The 13,639-nt window shown below is 63.0% G+C and carries 12 protein-coding genes; 8 read left to right on the top strand and 4 right to left on the bottom strand.

Annotated features, from left to right (window positions below):
- Nucleotides 1-44: 44 nt before the first annotated feature.
- Nucleotides 45-656 carry a TetR/AcrR family transcriptional regulator gene (locus tag E2F48_RS05255; RefSeq protein ID WP_133402957.1) on the bottom strand — a complete coding sequence of 204 codons (612 nt, stop codon included), beginning with the start codon at nt 654-656 and terminating at the stop codon, nt 45-47.
- A gap of 156 nt (nt 657-812) precedes the next feature.
- On the opposite strand from E2F48_RS05255, the gene E2F48_RS05250 reads away from it, so the two are divergent.
- From E2F48_RS05250 to E2F48_RS05235, 4 genes are all read left to right on the top strand, one after another.
- On the top strand, nt 813-1,679 hold the full coding sequence (locus tag E2F48_RS05250) for an ABC transporter substrate-binding protein (protein WP_133402956.1): 867 nt from the start codon (nt 813-815) through the stop codon (nt 1,677-1,679).
- The gene (locus E2F48_RS05245; RefSeq protein ID WP_221411628.1) at nt 1,676-2,788 is read left to right on the top strand and encodes an amino acid ABC transporter permease; all 1,113 of its coding nucleotides are present in this window, start codon (nt 1,676-1,678) and stop codon (nt 2,786-2,788) included. Before E2F48_RS05250 ends, E2F48_RS05245 begins: the two co-directional genes overlap by 4 nt.
- Nucleotides 2,789-2,795: 7 nt before the next feature.
- A complete protein-coding gene (locus tag E2F48_RS05240) occupies nt 2,796-3,539 on the top strand; it encodes an amino acid ABC transporter ATP-binding protein (RefSeq protein ID WP_133402955.1) in 744 nt (247 codons plus the stop codon).
- Nucleotides 3,540-3,724: 185 nt separating this feature from the next.
- The gene (locus tag E2F48_RS05235; protein ID WP_342772582.1) at nt 3,725-5,002 is read left to right on the top strand and encodes a GmrSD restriction endonuclease domain-containing protein; all 1,278 of its coding nucleotides are present in this window, start codon (nt 3,725-3,727) and stop codon (nt 5,000-5,002) included.
- Between the two features lie 59 nt (nt 5,003-5,061).
- Here E2F48_RS05235 and E2F48_RS05230 read toward each other — a convergent pair whose 3' ends face one another.
- Nucleotides 5,062-5,316, bottom strand: a complete 255-nt coding sequence (locus tag E2F48_RS05230) for a hypothetical protein (protein WP_133402953.1) — start codon at nt 5,314-5,316, stop codon at nt 5,062-5,064.
- A gap of 285 nt (nt 5,317-5,601) precedes the next feature.
- Here E2F48_RS05230 and E2F48_RS05225 point away from each other — a divergent pair, with 285 nt between their 5' ends.
- Entirely contained in the window at nt 5,602-6,741 is a 1,140-nt protein-coding gene (locus tag E2F48_RS05225) for a ScyD/ScyE family protein (protein ID WP_165968697.1), read from the top strand.
- 127 nt (nt 6,742-6,868) lie between these two features.
- Here the strand turns inward: E2F48_RS05225 and E2F48_RS05220 are convergent, their stop codons facing one another.
- Together E2F48_RS05220 and E2F48_RS05215 are read right to left on the bottom strand one after the other, a co-directional pair.
- Entirely contained in the window at nt 6,869-7,906 is a 1,038-nt protein-coding gene (locus E2F48_RS05220; RefSeq protein ID WP_133402951.1) for a protein NO VEIN domain-containing protein, read from the bottom strand.
- Nucleotides 7,907-8,110: 204 nt separating this feature from the next.
- The gene (locus E2F48_RS05215; RefSeq protein ID WP_133402950.1) at nt 8,111-8,818 is read right to left on the bottom strand and encodes an HNH endonuclease; all 708 of its coding nucleotides are present in this window, start codon (nt 8,816-8,818) and stop codon (nt 8,111-8,113) included.
- A 727-nt stretch (nt 8,819-9,545) separates the two neighbouring features.
- Here E2F48_RS05215 and E2F48_RS05210 point away from each other — a divergent pair.
- From E2F48_RS05210 to E2F48_RS05200, 3 genes are all read left to right on the top strand, one after another.
- Nucleotides 9,546-11,735 carry a hypothetical protein gene (locus tag E2F48_RS05210; RefSeq protein ID WP_133402949.1) on the top strand — a complete coding sequence of 730 codons (2,190 nt, stop codon included), beginning with the start codon at nt 9,546-9,548 and terminating at the stop codon, nt 11,733-11,735.
- On the top strand, nt 11,732-12,148 hold the full coding sequence (locus E2F48_RS05205) for a hypothetical protein (protein ID WP_133402948.1): 417 nt from the start codon (nt 11,732-11,734) through the stop codon (nt 12,146-12,148). Before E2F48_RS05210 ends, E2F48_RS05205 begins: the two co-directional genes overlap by 4 nt.
- 442 nt (nt 12,149-12,590) lie before the next feature.
- Complete coding sequence (locus tag E2F48_RS05200; protein WP_133402947.1) at nt 12,591-13,610, top strand: DNA cytosine methyltransferase; 1,020 nt, start codon at nt 12,591-12,593, stop codon at nt 13,608-13,610.
- Nucleotides 13,611-13,639 lie beyond the last annotated feature (29 nt).

Here is a 13,639-nt window from a genome sequence, read left to right as displayed (position 1 = left end):
ATTCAGTCTGGGAGGCACCCTGCCCACTTGTCAAGAGAGCCTGATTACGCGGGAGACCTCAGCTCCTCCTGGTCGACGCCCAACTCCCAGGCGACCTGCCGCACCAGCCACTCCTGGAGAACGTCCCGTTTGAGGGCGTCTTTATGGACAACCATGCGCACAGCAAGCCCGTCGAGCAGCGAGGTGATGCGTGTCACCACGTCGTGGGAGTCATCCACGGTGAAGACTCCGCCGGCCACTCCCTCCTCGATGATGCCGACAATCTCGGCCGCCCAGCGGTCCTGGAGATCGGCCAGGACCTTTTGGAGGGCCTTGTCGCGCATCGCCGCCGCCCAGCCATCCACCCAGATCTGCCAGCCCCGGGCCGCACCCGACGGGGCGTACCACTCGAGCACCTTCATCAGGCGGCGGGCCGGTGGGGCGGGCTCCCGGACTATGCGGTGAAGCTTCAGCAGGTCACGCTCAGCGGCGTGCGTCAGTGCTTCGACCAGAAGGTTTTCACGGGTTTCGAAGTGGTAGATGATCAGCGCCGGACTCACCTGCATGGAGCTGGCGACGTCGGCAATCCGGAGCGCCGACATGCCCCGCTCGTGGATTTGCTTGAGGGTCTCGTCGAGCACTTCCACCCGGCGCGCCTGTGCGCTCTTTCGGTTCACCAGTCGCACGTTAGCCCCACCCTCGAATCACCTTCCCGGCCGAAAAACATTCCTCGAAGCGTTGACAACTTCAGTGATGCACGACACAGTTCCTCTATCTACTGTACGGCCATTCAGGACTAGGCAGTCCGGTCAGCAACAGAACGGAAGCGGAACATGGCGAGATACCGGCTTGGAACGATCGCAGCAGTCGCGGCTACCGCGGGTCTGACCCTGACCGGCTGCGGTGGTGAAGCCGCCTCCGAATCTCCAAGTTTTGGCTCCTGCGAGGTCTATGGAGAGAAGGGATCGGTGTCCATCGAGCCGGTCACCGAAGACACGCTCACGGTGCAGACGAACCTGCCCTCTCCGGGATGGTGGAAGGGCATTTCGCCCGAGAAGATCGACGGCGGGTATGAATACTGCCTCGCAGCGAATATCGCCCACCGCGCCGGACTCTCCAAGGTCGAGGTCGTCAATGCCTCATTCGATGCTTTGGTCGCCGGGCAGACGAAGGACTTCGATATCGCCATGGCGCAGATTTCCATCACGCCCGAGCGTGAGGAGGTCGTCGAATTTTCGCAGCCCTATTTCGACTCGAACGTTGCCATCCTCGCCAAGAAGGGCGCCGACATCACGGCCTCCAACATCACGTCGAAGAAGACGGGCGTGGCATTGGGAACCACGGCGGTGGACTTCGTCAATGAAACAATCCGCCCCGAAACTGAGGCCCGCGTGTTCCAGGACACCGACACGATGGTCACTGCGGTAAGTTCCGGGCAGGTCGACGCTGCCATCCAGGACACGGCGATCATGCTCGGCTTCACTAAAGCGTCGTCGGGCAGCCTCGAGGTAGTGGGACAGTACAAGACCGGTGAAAAGTACGGGGCAATCTATCCCAAGGGCTCCCCGAACGCCGAGGCGATGGATGAAGCGATCGCTGCGATGTCCGACGATGGAACGCTTGAGAAGCTTTCGGCGAGTTGGCTTGGTCCCACCCTCGGAGGAGATCCGGCGAAGGTTCCGGTGTTCGAGGCCCCATGAGCAGAGTGATGCCGTTCCGGGATACGGCAGCGAATCCTCTCAAGCCGGTTCGATCAGCCCCGCCCCCCGTTGTGCGCCTGGCGGTGGCGGCAGTCCTGATCTCGGTCGTGGCGGCCGTGTGCTTCGGCATCGCGTTGCGAAACCTGTATGTGCTGACCGGCGCATCCAACCTGGTCGTTCTGGCCGTGTGCGTCGTGGCGGCCCTCGCCGGATGGATTCCGCTTCTCCCCGCGCTTCGCGCGGTGACCCGGGCAAAGGAACGCACCTCCCTGATGCGGCAGGACCGCATTGTCGAGGCTCGCCATACCGCCGCACTCGGCCGTGAGTCAGCCTCGACGAGCCTTGGCTATGCCGCCGCCGTCTTTGTGCTGGCAGCCCTCCTCGCCTTCGCCGTGACGAACGACGGCGCCATCGCCCAGACCTTTCTGCGCGGCTCCTTCATCGCCGAGGCCTGGGAGGACGTCCTCAAGGCGTTCTGGGTGAACGTTCGTGTCGCGATTGGTGCCGAAATTCTTGTCCTCATCCTGGGACTTGCGATTGCCGTCATGCGGATGATTCCGGGCCCGGCGGGACGTCCGCTACGCATCCTCGCAACCTTATATGCCGATATCTTTCGGGCCATCCCGGGCATCATCGTCCTGTACCTCGTCGGATTCGGTCTGTCACTGGCCGAGGTTCCGGTCTTTCGGGACCTGCCGCCCATCTGGCTTGCGATTTTCGCCCTGACGCTCACCTATTCGGCGTATGTCGCTGAGGTTTACCGGGCCGGCCTCGAATCGATCCACCCGAGCCAGTGGGCGGCCGCCCGCTCGCTCGGCCTCTCCTATCCCATGACACTGCGCACCGTCATCATCCCGCAGGCCATCCGACGGGTCATGCCGCCCCTGTTGAACGATTTCATTGGCCTCCAGAAGGACACCGCCCTGATCGGGGTCATGGGGGTCATCGATGCGTTCACCCAATCCCGGCTGGTGGCGTCGTCGGTCTTCAACCTTTCACCCGTGACCGTCGTCGCCATCATCTTCGTGCTGGCCACCATCCCGCAGTCCCGCTTCGTCGACCGGTTGGTCGAAAGGGACCAGGCCCGGCAGCGCGCCGGATCGAGTTAGGAACGCTATGACCTTTCTGCAGATCCGCGACGTCCACAAGTCCTACGGAACCACCCCCGTCCTCAACGGCGTCTCGCTCGAAGTGGCCAAGCACGAGGTGGTGTGCCTGATCGGGGCGTCCGGCTCCGGAAAGTCCACGCTGCTGCGCTGCATCAATGCGCTCGAAACGATCAACTCGGGTGAGATCCTCGTCAACGGAGACGAGGTGACGGGCCGGGGTGTCGACCTGAATGTGCTGCGTCGGAACGTGGGAATGGTCTTCCAGTCCTACAACCTGTTTCCCCATATGTCCGTCCTGAAGAACATCACCCTCGCCCCGACGATGATCGGCGGAGTGCCCAAGGCCGCGGCCGAAGAGCGCGCCGTGGAACTGCTCGAAAAGATCGGGTTGAAGGACAAAGTGGGTGCCTTTCCCGACGCGCTGTCGGGCGGGCAGCAACAACGCGTCGCCATCGCCCGCGCCATGGCCATGGATCCGCAGGTGCTGCTCCTTGACGAAATCACTGCGGCCCTCGATCCGGAACTCGTCGGCGATGTCCTCGAAATCATCCGTGAGCTTGCGCGTGGCGGACTGACGATGCTCCTGGCGACCCACGAAATGGGCTTCGCCCGTGAAGTCGCCTCCCAGGTGTGCTTCCTCCACCAGGGCAGAATTCTTGAGCGGGGCACGCCGGAGAGAATCTTCGAGGACCCTTCCGAGGAGCGCACGCAGCAATTCCTCAGCCGAGTCATTAAGGCCGGCCGCCTGTAGCGACTATTCCTCCGGCCGCGCCGGCGAAAGCACTTGCCATGGCGGCTGTAGGATGACCAGCGCACACATTCGTTTTTTCGCTGGGGGACAATTTCATGCGCAATCCTTTCGGGCACAGCCCTGCCACAAATTTTTCGCCCGAAGGGCCGAAACGCCGCGGAATCGATCGATCCACTTGGATCGCCGTGGCGGTCGCACTCCTCACCATCGTCGTCGCCGACACGGCGAACCTCGCCGGCGGAGGCCTCGGTTCCTTGGCGCTGGTTCTCCTGGCGACGGGCCTCTACGCCCTAATCTCGGGAAGGCCGTCGTGGCTGCGCCTTCCGGACCGCCGGGCCGCCGGCATAACCATTGGCATCAGCGTGGTGACCCTCATCGCTGGATTCCTTCTTAACCCACCGGCCGGCGCTCCCGATACAAGCGCAGCGGCCGGCAAGACCGCAGTCAGCGAACCGGCGGAGACGTCGTCGCCGTCCCCCACGCCCACGCCCCGGCCCAGCACCACCAAGGCGCCCGCGCCCACGCCGAGCCCGACACCCGACGTCGCCCCTCTCGACACCGACGAGGTACCGGCCGTCACCGTGCAGGGGGCCGTCGCCCCGCAGAGCCAGCCCGCTGCCGGCACCAAGGCCCTCGCACTGCTGGAGACCCTTGCCATCAAGGGACGGGCACCGAAGACCGGCTATGACCGGGATCAGTTCGGGACCGCCTGGGCCGACGTCGACCGCAACGGCTGCGACACCCGGAACGACATCCTGAAGCTGCAGCTCTACGACATCGTCTTCGCCAACAGCGTGCCCTGCAAGGTGGCCGCGGGTGTGCTCGACGACCCGTACACCGCGACCACCATCCGCTTCATCCGCGGGCAGGCCACCAGCTCGGCGGTGCAGATCGACCACGTCGTCGCACTCTCGGACGCGTGGCAGAAGGGTGCGCAGCAGCTGAGCGCCGAGCAGCGCATGGCCTTCGCAAACGATCCACTGAACCTTCAGGCGACGGACGGCCCGACCAACCAGCAGAAGGGCGACGGCGACGCCGCCACCTGGCTGCCGCCCAATAAGGCGTTCCGCTGCACCTACGTCGCCACCCAGATCTCAGTGAAGGCCACCTATGGGCTGTGGGTCACCCAGGCGGAGCACGACGCCATGGCGTCCGTCCTTGGGTCCTGCGGTGACATCGACGCTCCGACCAACGTACAGCCACCGGTCGCGGAGCCCGACCCCGCACCGGCACAGCCTGCACCGGTCCCGGCGGCCCCTGCCCCAGCACCGGCTCCGGCACCCGTCGCGCCCGCACCAGCGCCCGTCGTCCCTGCACCGGTCGCTCCTGTTCCGGCGCCGGCGCCGTACTACCCGAACTGCGCTGCAGTGCGTGCCGCGGGGATGGCCCCAATCAATATCAGCACTCCCGGCTATGGTCCCCATCTCGACCGGGACGGCGACGGCTGGGGCTGCGACAGCTGACCCCGCTCAGGCGGAGCGCCTGGCCCAGCGTGTAACTGCTCCACGCTGGGCGGCCCGTGTCACCACCACTCGTGCCCGCAAGAAGGGTTCTGGCACTGCCAGGCGGGCGTTCCCAGTTCGCGCTCCCCCGTCTTCGGGTTCCGGCGTTCACGCATCTCGATGCAACAGCCGGCGAACACGGTGTTGGGCATGGTTGCCCGCTGGTCAGGCATGATCATCCCGTACGCGATGCGCCACGCCTCGGACCGGCAGACCGGGCACAGGCGTCGTCGTCGGGCCCGCGGGGCGCTGGTTGTTTCATTGGCCGTTTCCATGCGCTCACTGTAGGTCGGCGCACCCACTCTTGTTCCTGTCGCCGCCGCTAAAGATTTTTGTAACCGAAATTACAGCCGGACTAAGCAAGCGGACACAAGGCCAAGCAGCGTGAATCACACTGGAGTAATACCGTGGACAGTCGACGAGAGCGGTCATAGCATGAAGCGACGCCGCCCTTCCGGCTGATGACCGGGGTAGCAGTGCGCCAGTGGGGAATCCGCTGCTCGGTTGCTGGGACCGCTTTACCGCGTCTTGATCACCCGCAAAGCCTGAGGACTGATCCCATGAAGGGTAATACTGCGCGTTTTTTCAGCACCACACTTCTAACCGTCGCCCTCGCCGGGAGCGGCGTTGCTGCCGGCGCGGCCGAGGTCCAGCATCACGGCGTAGGCACCGTTTCGCCCGGCGACAAGACGGAGCTTGCGAATGCCCTTGTCGGCCCCCTGCGTATTGCCGCCGGACCGGGCGAGTCGACTTTCGTCACCCAGAACTTCGCCGGACTACTGAGCAGCGTCGACGGCAATGGCGTCGTCATGAACCTGGTGGAACGCCCCAATATCGAAGTGGGCGGCGTCACCACGCACGGGCCGGACACCTACTTCACCGAAAGTGTGGGCGGCCCGGGTGAGACACGGCCGCTGGTCGCCAACGTCAGCGTGCTCCGGAATGGTGCCGTGACCGTGCTCGCCGATCTCGCCGCCTTCGAGACTGCCAATAACTTCGACGCGAAATCCGAGTACGGGCTGCAGAACACCCCCCAGTCGTGTCTGGACCAGCTGCCGCCGCCGATCGCTCCTTATGCGGGCCCGCACGGTGGTGAGGTGTATTCGCATCCGTACGCGACGGCGCTTGACCCCACGGGTCACACACTGTTCGTGGCCGACGCCGGCGCCAACTCGATCTTCGCCATCGACCTGGCGACCGGCGCGGTTCGGTTCATTTCGCTCATCGGGCCCGTTCCGACGGTGCTCACGGCGGCGGATGCCGCCGAGTTCGGGCTGCCGGCCTGCACCATCGGGAGGACCTACAACTCCGAGCCGGTGCCGACTGACATCGAGGTCGGGAAGGACGGCTACCTGTACGTTTCGTCGCTTCCGGGCGTGCCCGAGGGTGAGATGGCAGGGTCGGTCCTCAAGATCGACCCTGCGACCGGTAATGGGGCATCGGTGATCGTTGGCCTCCACACGCCGACCGGTCTCGCGTTCGATGACAAGGGCAACCTCTTCATCGCCGAGCTCATGGCCAACCGCATCTCGGTGGTGCCCGCCGGGACGACCAAGGCCGTGCTGTTCACCCAGGCCGTGCTGCCTGCCGACGTCGAGGTCGACTCGAAGGGCCTCCTTGCAACAACGAACGTGCTGCCGGCGCCGGACGCTCCGCCGAACGGCATGCTCGTGAGGTACGGGTTGGTGTACGGCGGCTGACCACTAGTTCAAGCGACGAAGCCGCGCCTCCCGCCAGCCACCCACGCGGGAGGCGCGGCTTTTTCTTGAACGGCGTATGGCCTATGAGTGCCAATTGATCGCGGTCAGAACCTGACTGCCCATGCGGTTACGGGGTATATGTTGGGGGAAGCGTGTATGCGAACGTTCGTGCTTTGAGACATTCGGCTGCGGGCTCCCAGTTGCTCCATACACGCATGCGGCCCCCGCGCGTGATCACTGTCCCGTTCGGCCTGCGGGCCCATTCGATGCTGTCTACCACGATGAGGTCGGTTGCGCCGTAACCGTGTGCGTGGTGGACTTCATTGAAAGTCAGCTCGACGGTGTCGATCATCATAGAGCTTCCTTTGACTTCGGCATGGCGGTCGGTTCCGTCGACGGTGACTCGGATGTCGTAGGGCTTGCCGAGTTCGATAAGGTCCGTTCCGCCGATTCCTGCATAATAACCGGCCGCGACATCAAGGGCGCGTCGTTCGATGGCGGCCCTGAGGATCGGGTCCTGTGCCCGTGTCACCCGGCCGACGGGAGCGGTCCGGCCGGGCGCGCGGAAGTCCTCGGGCTCGTCAACGGCCGCATCGGTGTCTGGCGCCGAGCGCACGACTGGCCGGAGCTCGTCGAAGAAATCGACGAGCTCGGCAGGAAATTTGGCGAGGTAGCCCTGCTGGGCTCGCATTTCTGCGCTGCGGTACCGCGTCCACGGGAAATAGACGGGTTTTCCATGGATGGCTTCGAGCCCGCCACGCAGCTCCATGAGTTCATTGAGAGCCTTCTGCAAAGTGTCTTTGCTCAGCCTGGGCTGCAGGGGGGTGAAGTCTTTCAGGGGAACGGTCCACCCGGGCCCGGTGGTCGGCTGATTCCTCCTGCGCCCCGAGGTTCCGCGAGCCTGCCAGGTTACATTAGGAATCGTCTGTGCTGGTCCGGCCACAATCGACCACCCCACGACACTGCCGGCATCTGTCCCTTCGGTGGGGTAGTGAAAAATTACGTCTCCCGGCTGGACCAGCGCGGTGAGGCTGTAGGACCACTGGGTGGTATTTTTTCCACCTGCCTGGGGGGCCATCAAATCTCCACCGAGGTCCTTCCGGGTCGTGATCTCCATCCAAAAGCGCTGAGCAGGATCGGAAGTCCACCAGGTGTTGAATACCAAAACGAACCCTTCCGCCAATTTGTGTAAGTTCCCGATTTTGATCTTGATAGGCGTGGGATGGCCTCCTCCGAGGATAACCAGGCGGGGACCCCTCCTGCGCCATCGAGGGTCGAAGGAAGATGCTACTCCCTCGGTTGCCCCCGGAGGCTGTCCCGAGAGACCGGACTTCGCTGCGCGGGCGGTGGTGCCCGCGCAGCGGTATCCCTACTCCATTTCGGTAATAACCTGCTGGCCGAGCTGGTTCATCACTTCGAGGCGCTGGGCGCGGGGCAGGCGAGCCCAGTCGTTGAATACGGCCTCGGTGTCATCCAGGGTGCGGTGACCGGCCGCCATCCACCCGTACAGCCGCTTCTTTTCCTTCAGCCCGCCGACGTGCTGGGCCCGGGTGAATATTGAAGCTGCGCTCGGCGGGTCCATGGTGATGTCACGGGCCTGGTCCCCACACCGGGTGCACTCTGCGCGGAGGTTGCTCTCATCATCGCTTCCGCCGCGGCTGTTTGGAATGATGTGCCCGATAGTCAGGACGGCCTTCCTGCCTGGCTCCCCGGGATAGTCCATCCCCGCCCGAACTCCGCAGACCTGGCAGGTGTGACCGTCCCGTTCCAGAATCCGACGGCGCTTCGGGCCAGTGACGGACCTACGCACGCTCTTGGGCCGGGGCTGGCCCTCATGGATCCGGGTGCCGATCTTTTTCAGCAGGTACTCATCGGGCTTCAGGGTGGGGTTCATCTTGTAGTTGTCGATCACCCACCCCATCTCACGCAGGTCCCGCATCCGGCGGTCGGCTTGCGAAACACCTGGGACGGCATCGAACAATTCGATTTTGCTGAATTTATTGCCTTCTCCGACATTGGCGATGAACTCGGCTACGCGGATTCCCGATGAGGGGCGCAGCTGGGGGGTTTGGGTCATGTTGGTGCTCCTAGGGTTGTAGCAATTGATGCGATGGCATTTCCATAATGATCGTCCGGCAAACTTCGGAAACGCCGAACGAGTGCCGACCAACCAATTATGCACGTCCGGCGGCGTTCGGCAAAACTGCGGCAACGTTCGGCGATTTGCGGCTAGGAATGAATCGCCTCACCGCCACAAGCAGCAATCAATGCACTTCGCCCGAATCCCAGCCGAAACATGGCACGACACCAGGGCCGCTGACTTGGCCTGACCAAAGGTGCGGCCGCAGGGGCTCTGGGCTCTGGGCCCTGGGCCCTGGGCCCTGTGAGAGGTTTCAGGTGCGTCACTTATTCACGGCCCTGAGGTGACAGTTCCGCAGTGGTGCAATGTTTATAGATTGAAGGGCATGCAGCATCCTCACCGACTGTGCAGCAGGGGCGGCGCGCCGAGGGGCATGGAAGAGCGCCTTTTGAGTTGGATGGCTTATGCTTTTCTCGGCGAGGCCAATATGGAACTCGCCCGCTACGCCCCGTGCCGTTTTATCGGAGGGGTTGTACGCAATGGTCTGGAGCACACTGCAGCACACGGCTTCAGCACCGCGTCGGAGCGGGCAGGTGAAATCGGCTGTCTGAGATGTCTATGCCGCAACGCGGACAGGCTGATAAGCGTGCTGCCCTCCTTGGGAGTGGTCCGAGCCCGGTGTGCTTACTGCACGCCGCCCCACTCTTCACCTGGAGGTATCCCCATGGTCACTTTGGCCACTGAACAAAATCCCTATCCCGGCGCGGATGACGCAGTTTGGACCCGACGTCTCGCTTTGGCCATTGCGGATTATTCCGGCTGGACGATCGAAACCGCTGAGGACATTGCGGCCTATTTTGTGCGGCCGAAGAACTTTCTTTCACGGTCCGGGGACCGGTATCAGCTCAATACAGCTGCAGTGAGCAAGAAGTCTTTCGGGTCCACGGTCACCCACCACATCCTCACGGCCCGCGTGCACGGCTTTATGGGAAGCCCGACGGAGTACAACGAGCGGGTTCGGTCGGCTTTTACTGCGCCCGCCGCACCCGGCGCCGAAGGCATGCAGCTGCCCAAGCTGGTCACACAATACGGCGAGGCCGGCGAACCGCTGGCCCTGCTTCAGACCGCTGAAATCATCGACGAGGACGACGCCCGGACGCTGATAGCGCAGTCGGCCACAGCCATGGGGGCAGCCAACAAGCACCGGCCCTGGGACCTTCACGGGGAGCTTCTGCTGCATGGACAGGAAGAGCCGTCCATGCATGCGGTCATGCAGCGCCGGTTCCGCGCCAAGGATGGAACCGAATACGTTGTCACCGACCCAATGGCCATCATCGGCAATAACCGGAGCCAAGCACGCCAGGAATGCCTTGGCATCCTTGAAGGAACACATTTCGGTTTCATACCCGGTATCGAGCACTGGATGCCGTCCGGAGAGGAGACCGACACCGAGTACTCACGATCGGCCATCTGGGTGCCCAAAATGGCCCGATTGCTGAAGCAGGCCTGGGAGGAGGTACCCTCGGACCTGCCACCGGACCACCCCCGCCGGAAAGCTCACAGGCGCGCCCGGGCGGCAGGTCAGCTTGCTGTGGTGCCCGCCCAGTTCATCCTGAAAGTCACCGACCCTGACGGCAACCCCGTTCAGCACTTCGAACGAGTCGTCTGGGAACCCAACCGCACCTCCCACCGGCGCCAGCCGCTGCAATATGATCCGCATGAGCGGGCCACCGCTGAGGTTCGGGCCGTACTGGCTGCCTATGTCGATCAGGGCATCCTGGCCGCGGCGGAGGCTGAATGGCTGGCCGGAGATGCCCCCGCCCCGGATGAGATCATTTCCATGGGGGCTGCGACCAATGCTGATCTGCGCGATCTGCGCGATCTGCGGTTGTGGAAGGTGCTTTTCCCGGGCAACAGGAGTGGAAGCGCGGACCTGGTGCACCGAACTCTGGGTGAACCACCCGTTCGCCAGACCCGACTCGAGCATGTCCGGCAGCGTCTCCGGCTCGTCACCGCCGCAATCAGCGTGGGATACGGCCCAGAACCATGGAGCGAGCGGGTGAATGACGGCCAGCTCAGCTCGAAGGCGATCGCTGACGGGTGGACACCCTCGGACCGGTCGGCAGCACAGTTGCTCCGGGCAGCAGCCAGGCCGGCCTCCGGAGGGCCTGAGGCACTCGAGGAGTTCCTCATCACCCGCGGGCTGAACTGGTTGGCCTTCCACGGTTTGTACGTGGCCGATCGGGGATCAATCGGCATGGGACAGAAAACACAGGGCCTGGTCCGCCGGAGCTCCGGAAATGTCCGAAAAGCACTCCTGAGCAACCCTGCCCAGGCGTTGGGGCTCTTCCGCGAGATGCGGCGCGCCAGCGGCAAAATCGGCTCCCGTTCAAGTCCCGTGCGCCAGGTGGACGAGGCAGGTGCGCCGATCGCTGGCACAGTCGCCGACGCACACTGGTTCCTCGAGCATTTCCCCAAAAACGCCCGGAATGCCTCAGATCCTGATCCCGGCCAAACCCGCCGCCGCCAGCCCACCAAAATTGAGCTACTGCACACGGCCCGCGAGAAGTTTGTCGCATATACCTTCGATGAGCTGCTGCCGGCCGTAAAAGGCACTTTTGATGCCGCGGGGGACCTTGCTCTTGCTGCAGCGGCCGCAGGACAGCCTGCACTCGACGATGATGCGACCGGCACCAGTGAACGTCTCAACCGAGCATTCATCGCAGTTCGTCAGGATGCCGGGCACCTTCAGGTGGTTCTCAATGATTTGAAGGCGCCGCAGGCAATACTTACAGAGGAATCTGCTTCTGCCCTGCTCATCGTCCAGGACATCGGCGAGGACGAGGATCTCGATTATGAGTACGCCGATGAGCCGGACGAGGACGACGATGCCACCGGTTGGGCTGCATCGTGAGCGGTCTAGTCCCCGGGCGCCGCCTGTCCTCCCGGGATCTGGCGCTGTTCCCCATGGCAGCGGGTAAGTGGTTGGAATGCGCCCACCTCGACGGGGAATCCGTTCTGACTTCCCGGGCCCTGCTCCGGGTCCAGGTGGGCATCTATCTGGTTACCGATGCCCAGGACCGCATTCTCTGGCTCGGGCAGGCCCTCCGCAGCCAGGGCACCGCCGGGAGGATGCGGGAACACCTGCGTCATCCGTCCCGATTGCAGTCCTTTCGCACCGTAAGGATTCTCGCGCTGGACGACTTCACCCCACCAGAATGCATCAACAGCATCGAAGGCAAAGCAGCTGACCTGCTGCGTCTGCGGGGCACCCTCGGGCCCAGACGCTGGCCGACCGCGGACCGGTGGCCAGAACTGGCCATTTGAAAGCCTATCTTCTACATGAAGCAGCACGGTGTGCATCCCCCACGGGATGCACACCGTCCTGCTTTATTCGGCCTGACTTAGCTCTGCAATGACTATCTCAGTCTCAGAACCGGGCGGCGTTCCTTGGTCAACAATGCGGCAAACACGCGTCGTCGGTCGAGTTCGAAAAATTGGGAAGCGTGGTAGTGGCGAGAGGTAGCGCGGAAGTGGCGAGCAAGGCACAGTTCCCACGTAGTTGACAGGGACAGGGCTATAGCGCGCGACTGCAGGCGCGCCCTACTTTTGACCTCGCCCTGGACGATGGCGGGGCCGCCTCTAAGTTCGCCGTTGGCAGTTCGAGGGACCGTTACGGCTCCAAAAACGTCAGTCCTGCATGCGAGGCTGAAACACACGAAGCCATCATGACGGCGAGTGGGTCGGTGGAAGTGAGAGGATTGAACACATGAACAACTCCCCCCAGTTAAGTGTCCTTGAGATCTGCGCGGGAGCCGGTGGGCAGTCGGTTGGGCTCGAGAAAGCCGGTTTCACACACTCGCTCGCAGTCGAGATTGATGTTGACGCAGCGTCAACCCTTCGACTAAATCGACCCGAGTGGGACGTTCATACCGGTGATGTCAGGGAAATCAGTGGTACCGAGCACCGAGGGGTCGACCTGTTGGCCGGTGGTGTTCCATGCCCGCCCTTCAGCATCGCTGGCAAGCAGCTTGGCGCTGACGACGAGCGTGACCTATTTCCTGAAGCCCTCCGGTTGGTTCGTGAAGCACGACCGACCGCTGTTCTCCTCGAGAACGTGAAGGGCTTGGCATCAGTTCGCTTCGCGCCATATCGACAGTCAATTTTGACCGAGCTAGACAAGCTTGGATATGACTCGGACTGGAAGTTGCTCAACTCGAGCGAATACGGTGTACCTCAGCTACGGCCGCGGTTCATTTTGGTCGCCATGAAACGGCGCAGCTTCAAGAAATTCGAGTGGCCATTGCCTCAGCAGAATACGCCTACCGTGGGCGAACTTTTGCAGCCTCTGATGGAATCAGGCGGCTGGGCTGGAGCGAACGCTTGGGCGCTCCGCGCCAATTCAATAGCACCGACAGTAGTTGGCGGATCCAAAAAGCATGGAGGTGCGGATCTTGGGCCTACACGAGCCAAGGCGGCGTGGCTACAGCTTGGGGTCGATGGAAAAGGAATTGCCAACGAACCCCCTAGCCCTGAGACGCCCCTGGATTACACTCCCCGGCTGACTAATCAAATGGTCGCCCGAGTGCAAGGTTTTCCAGCCGAATGGAAGTTCTCGGGCCGCAAGACTTCAGTGTATCGACAGATCGGCAACGCCTTCCCTCCCCCGGTTGCGTCCGCAATCGGAAACTCGATTGCATTCGCATTAGGAGCGGGTCGTCCGATCGAGAAGTATGACATCAAGGCGATCGACGAGTCCTTGGAGAAAATCGATCGAATCGCCAGCTGATTGCATAACGGCTTAGCTTCAATCCTCAT

This window comes from Arthrobacter crusticola (genome assembly GCF_004357995.1).
GTDB lineage: Bacteria > Actinomycetota > Actinomycetes > Actinomycetales > Micrococcaceae > Arthrobacter_D > Arthrobacter_D crusticola.
The sequence above is the reverse complement of the archived record's forward strand: the minus strand, read 5'-3'. Positions and strand labels throughout refer to the sequence as shown.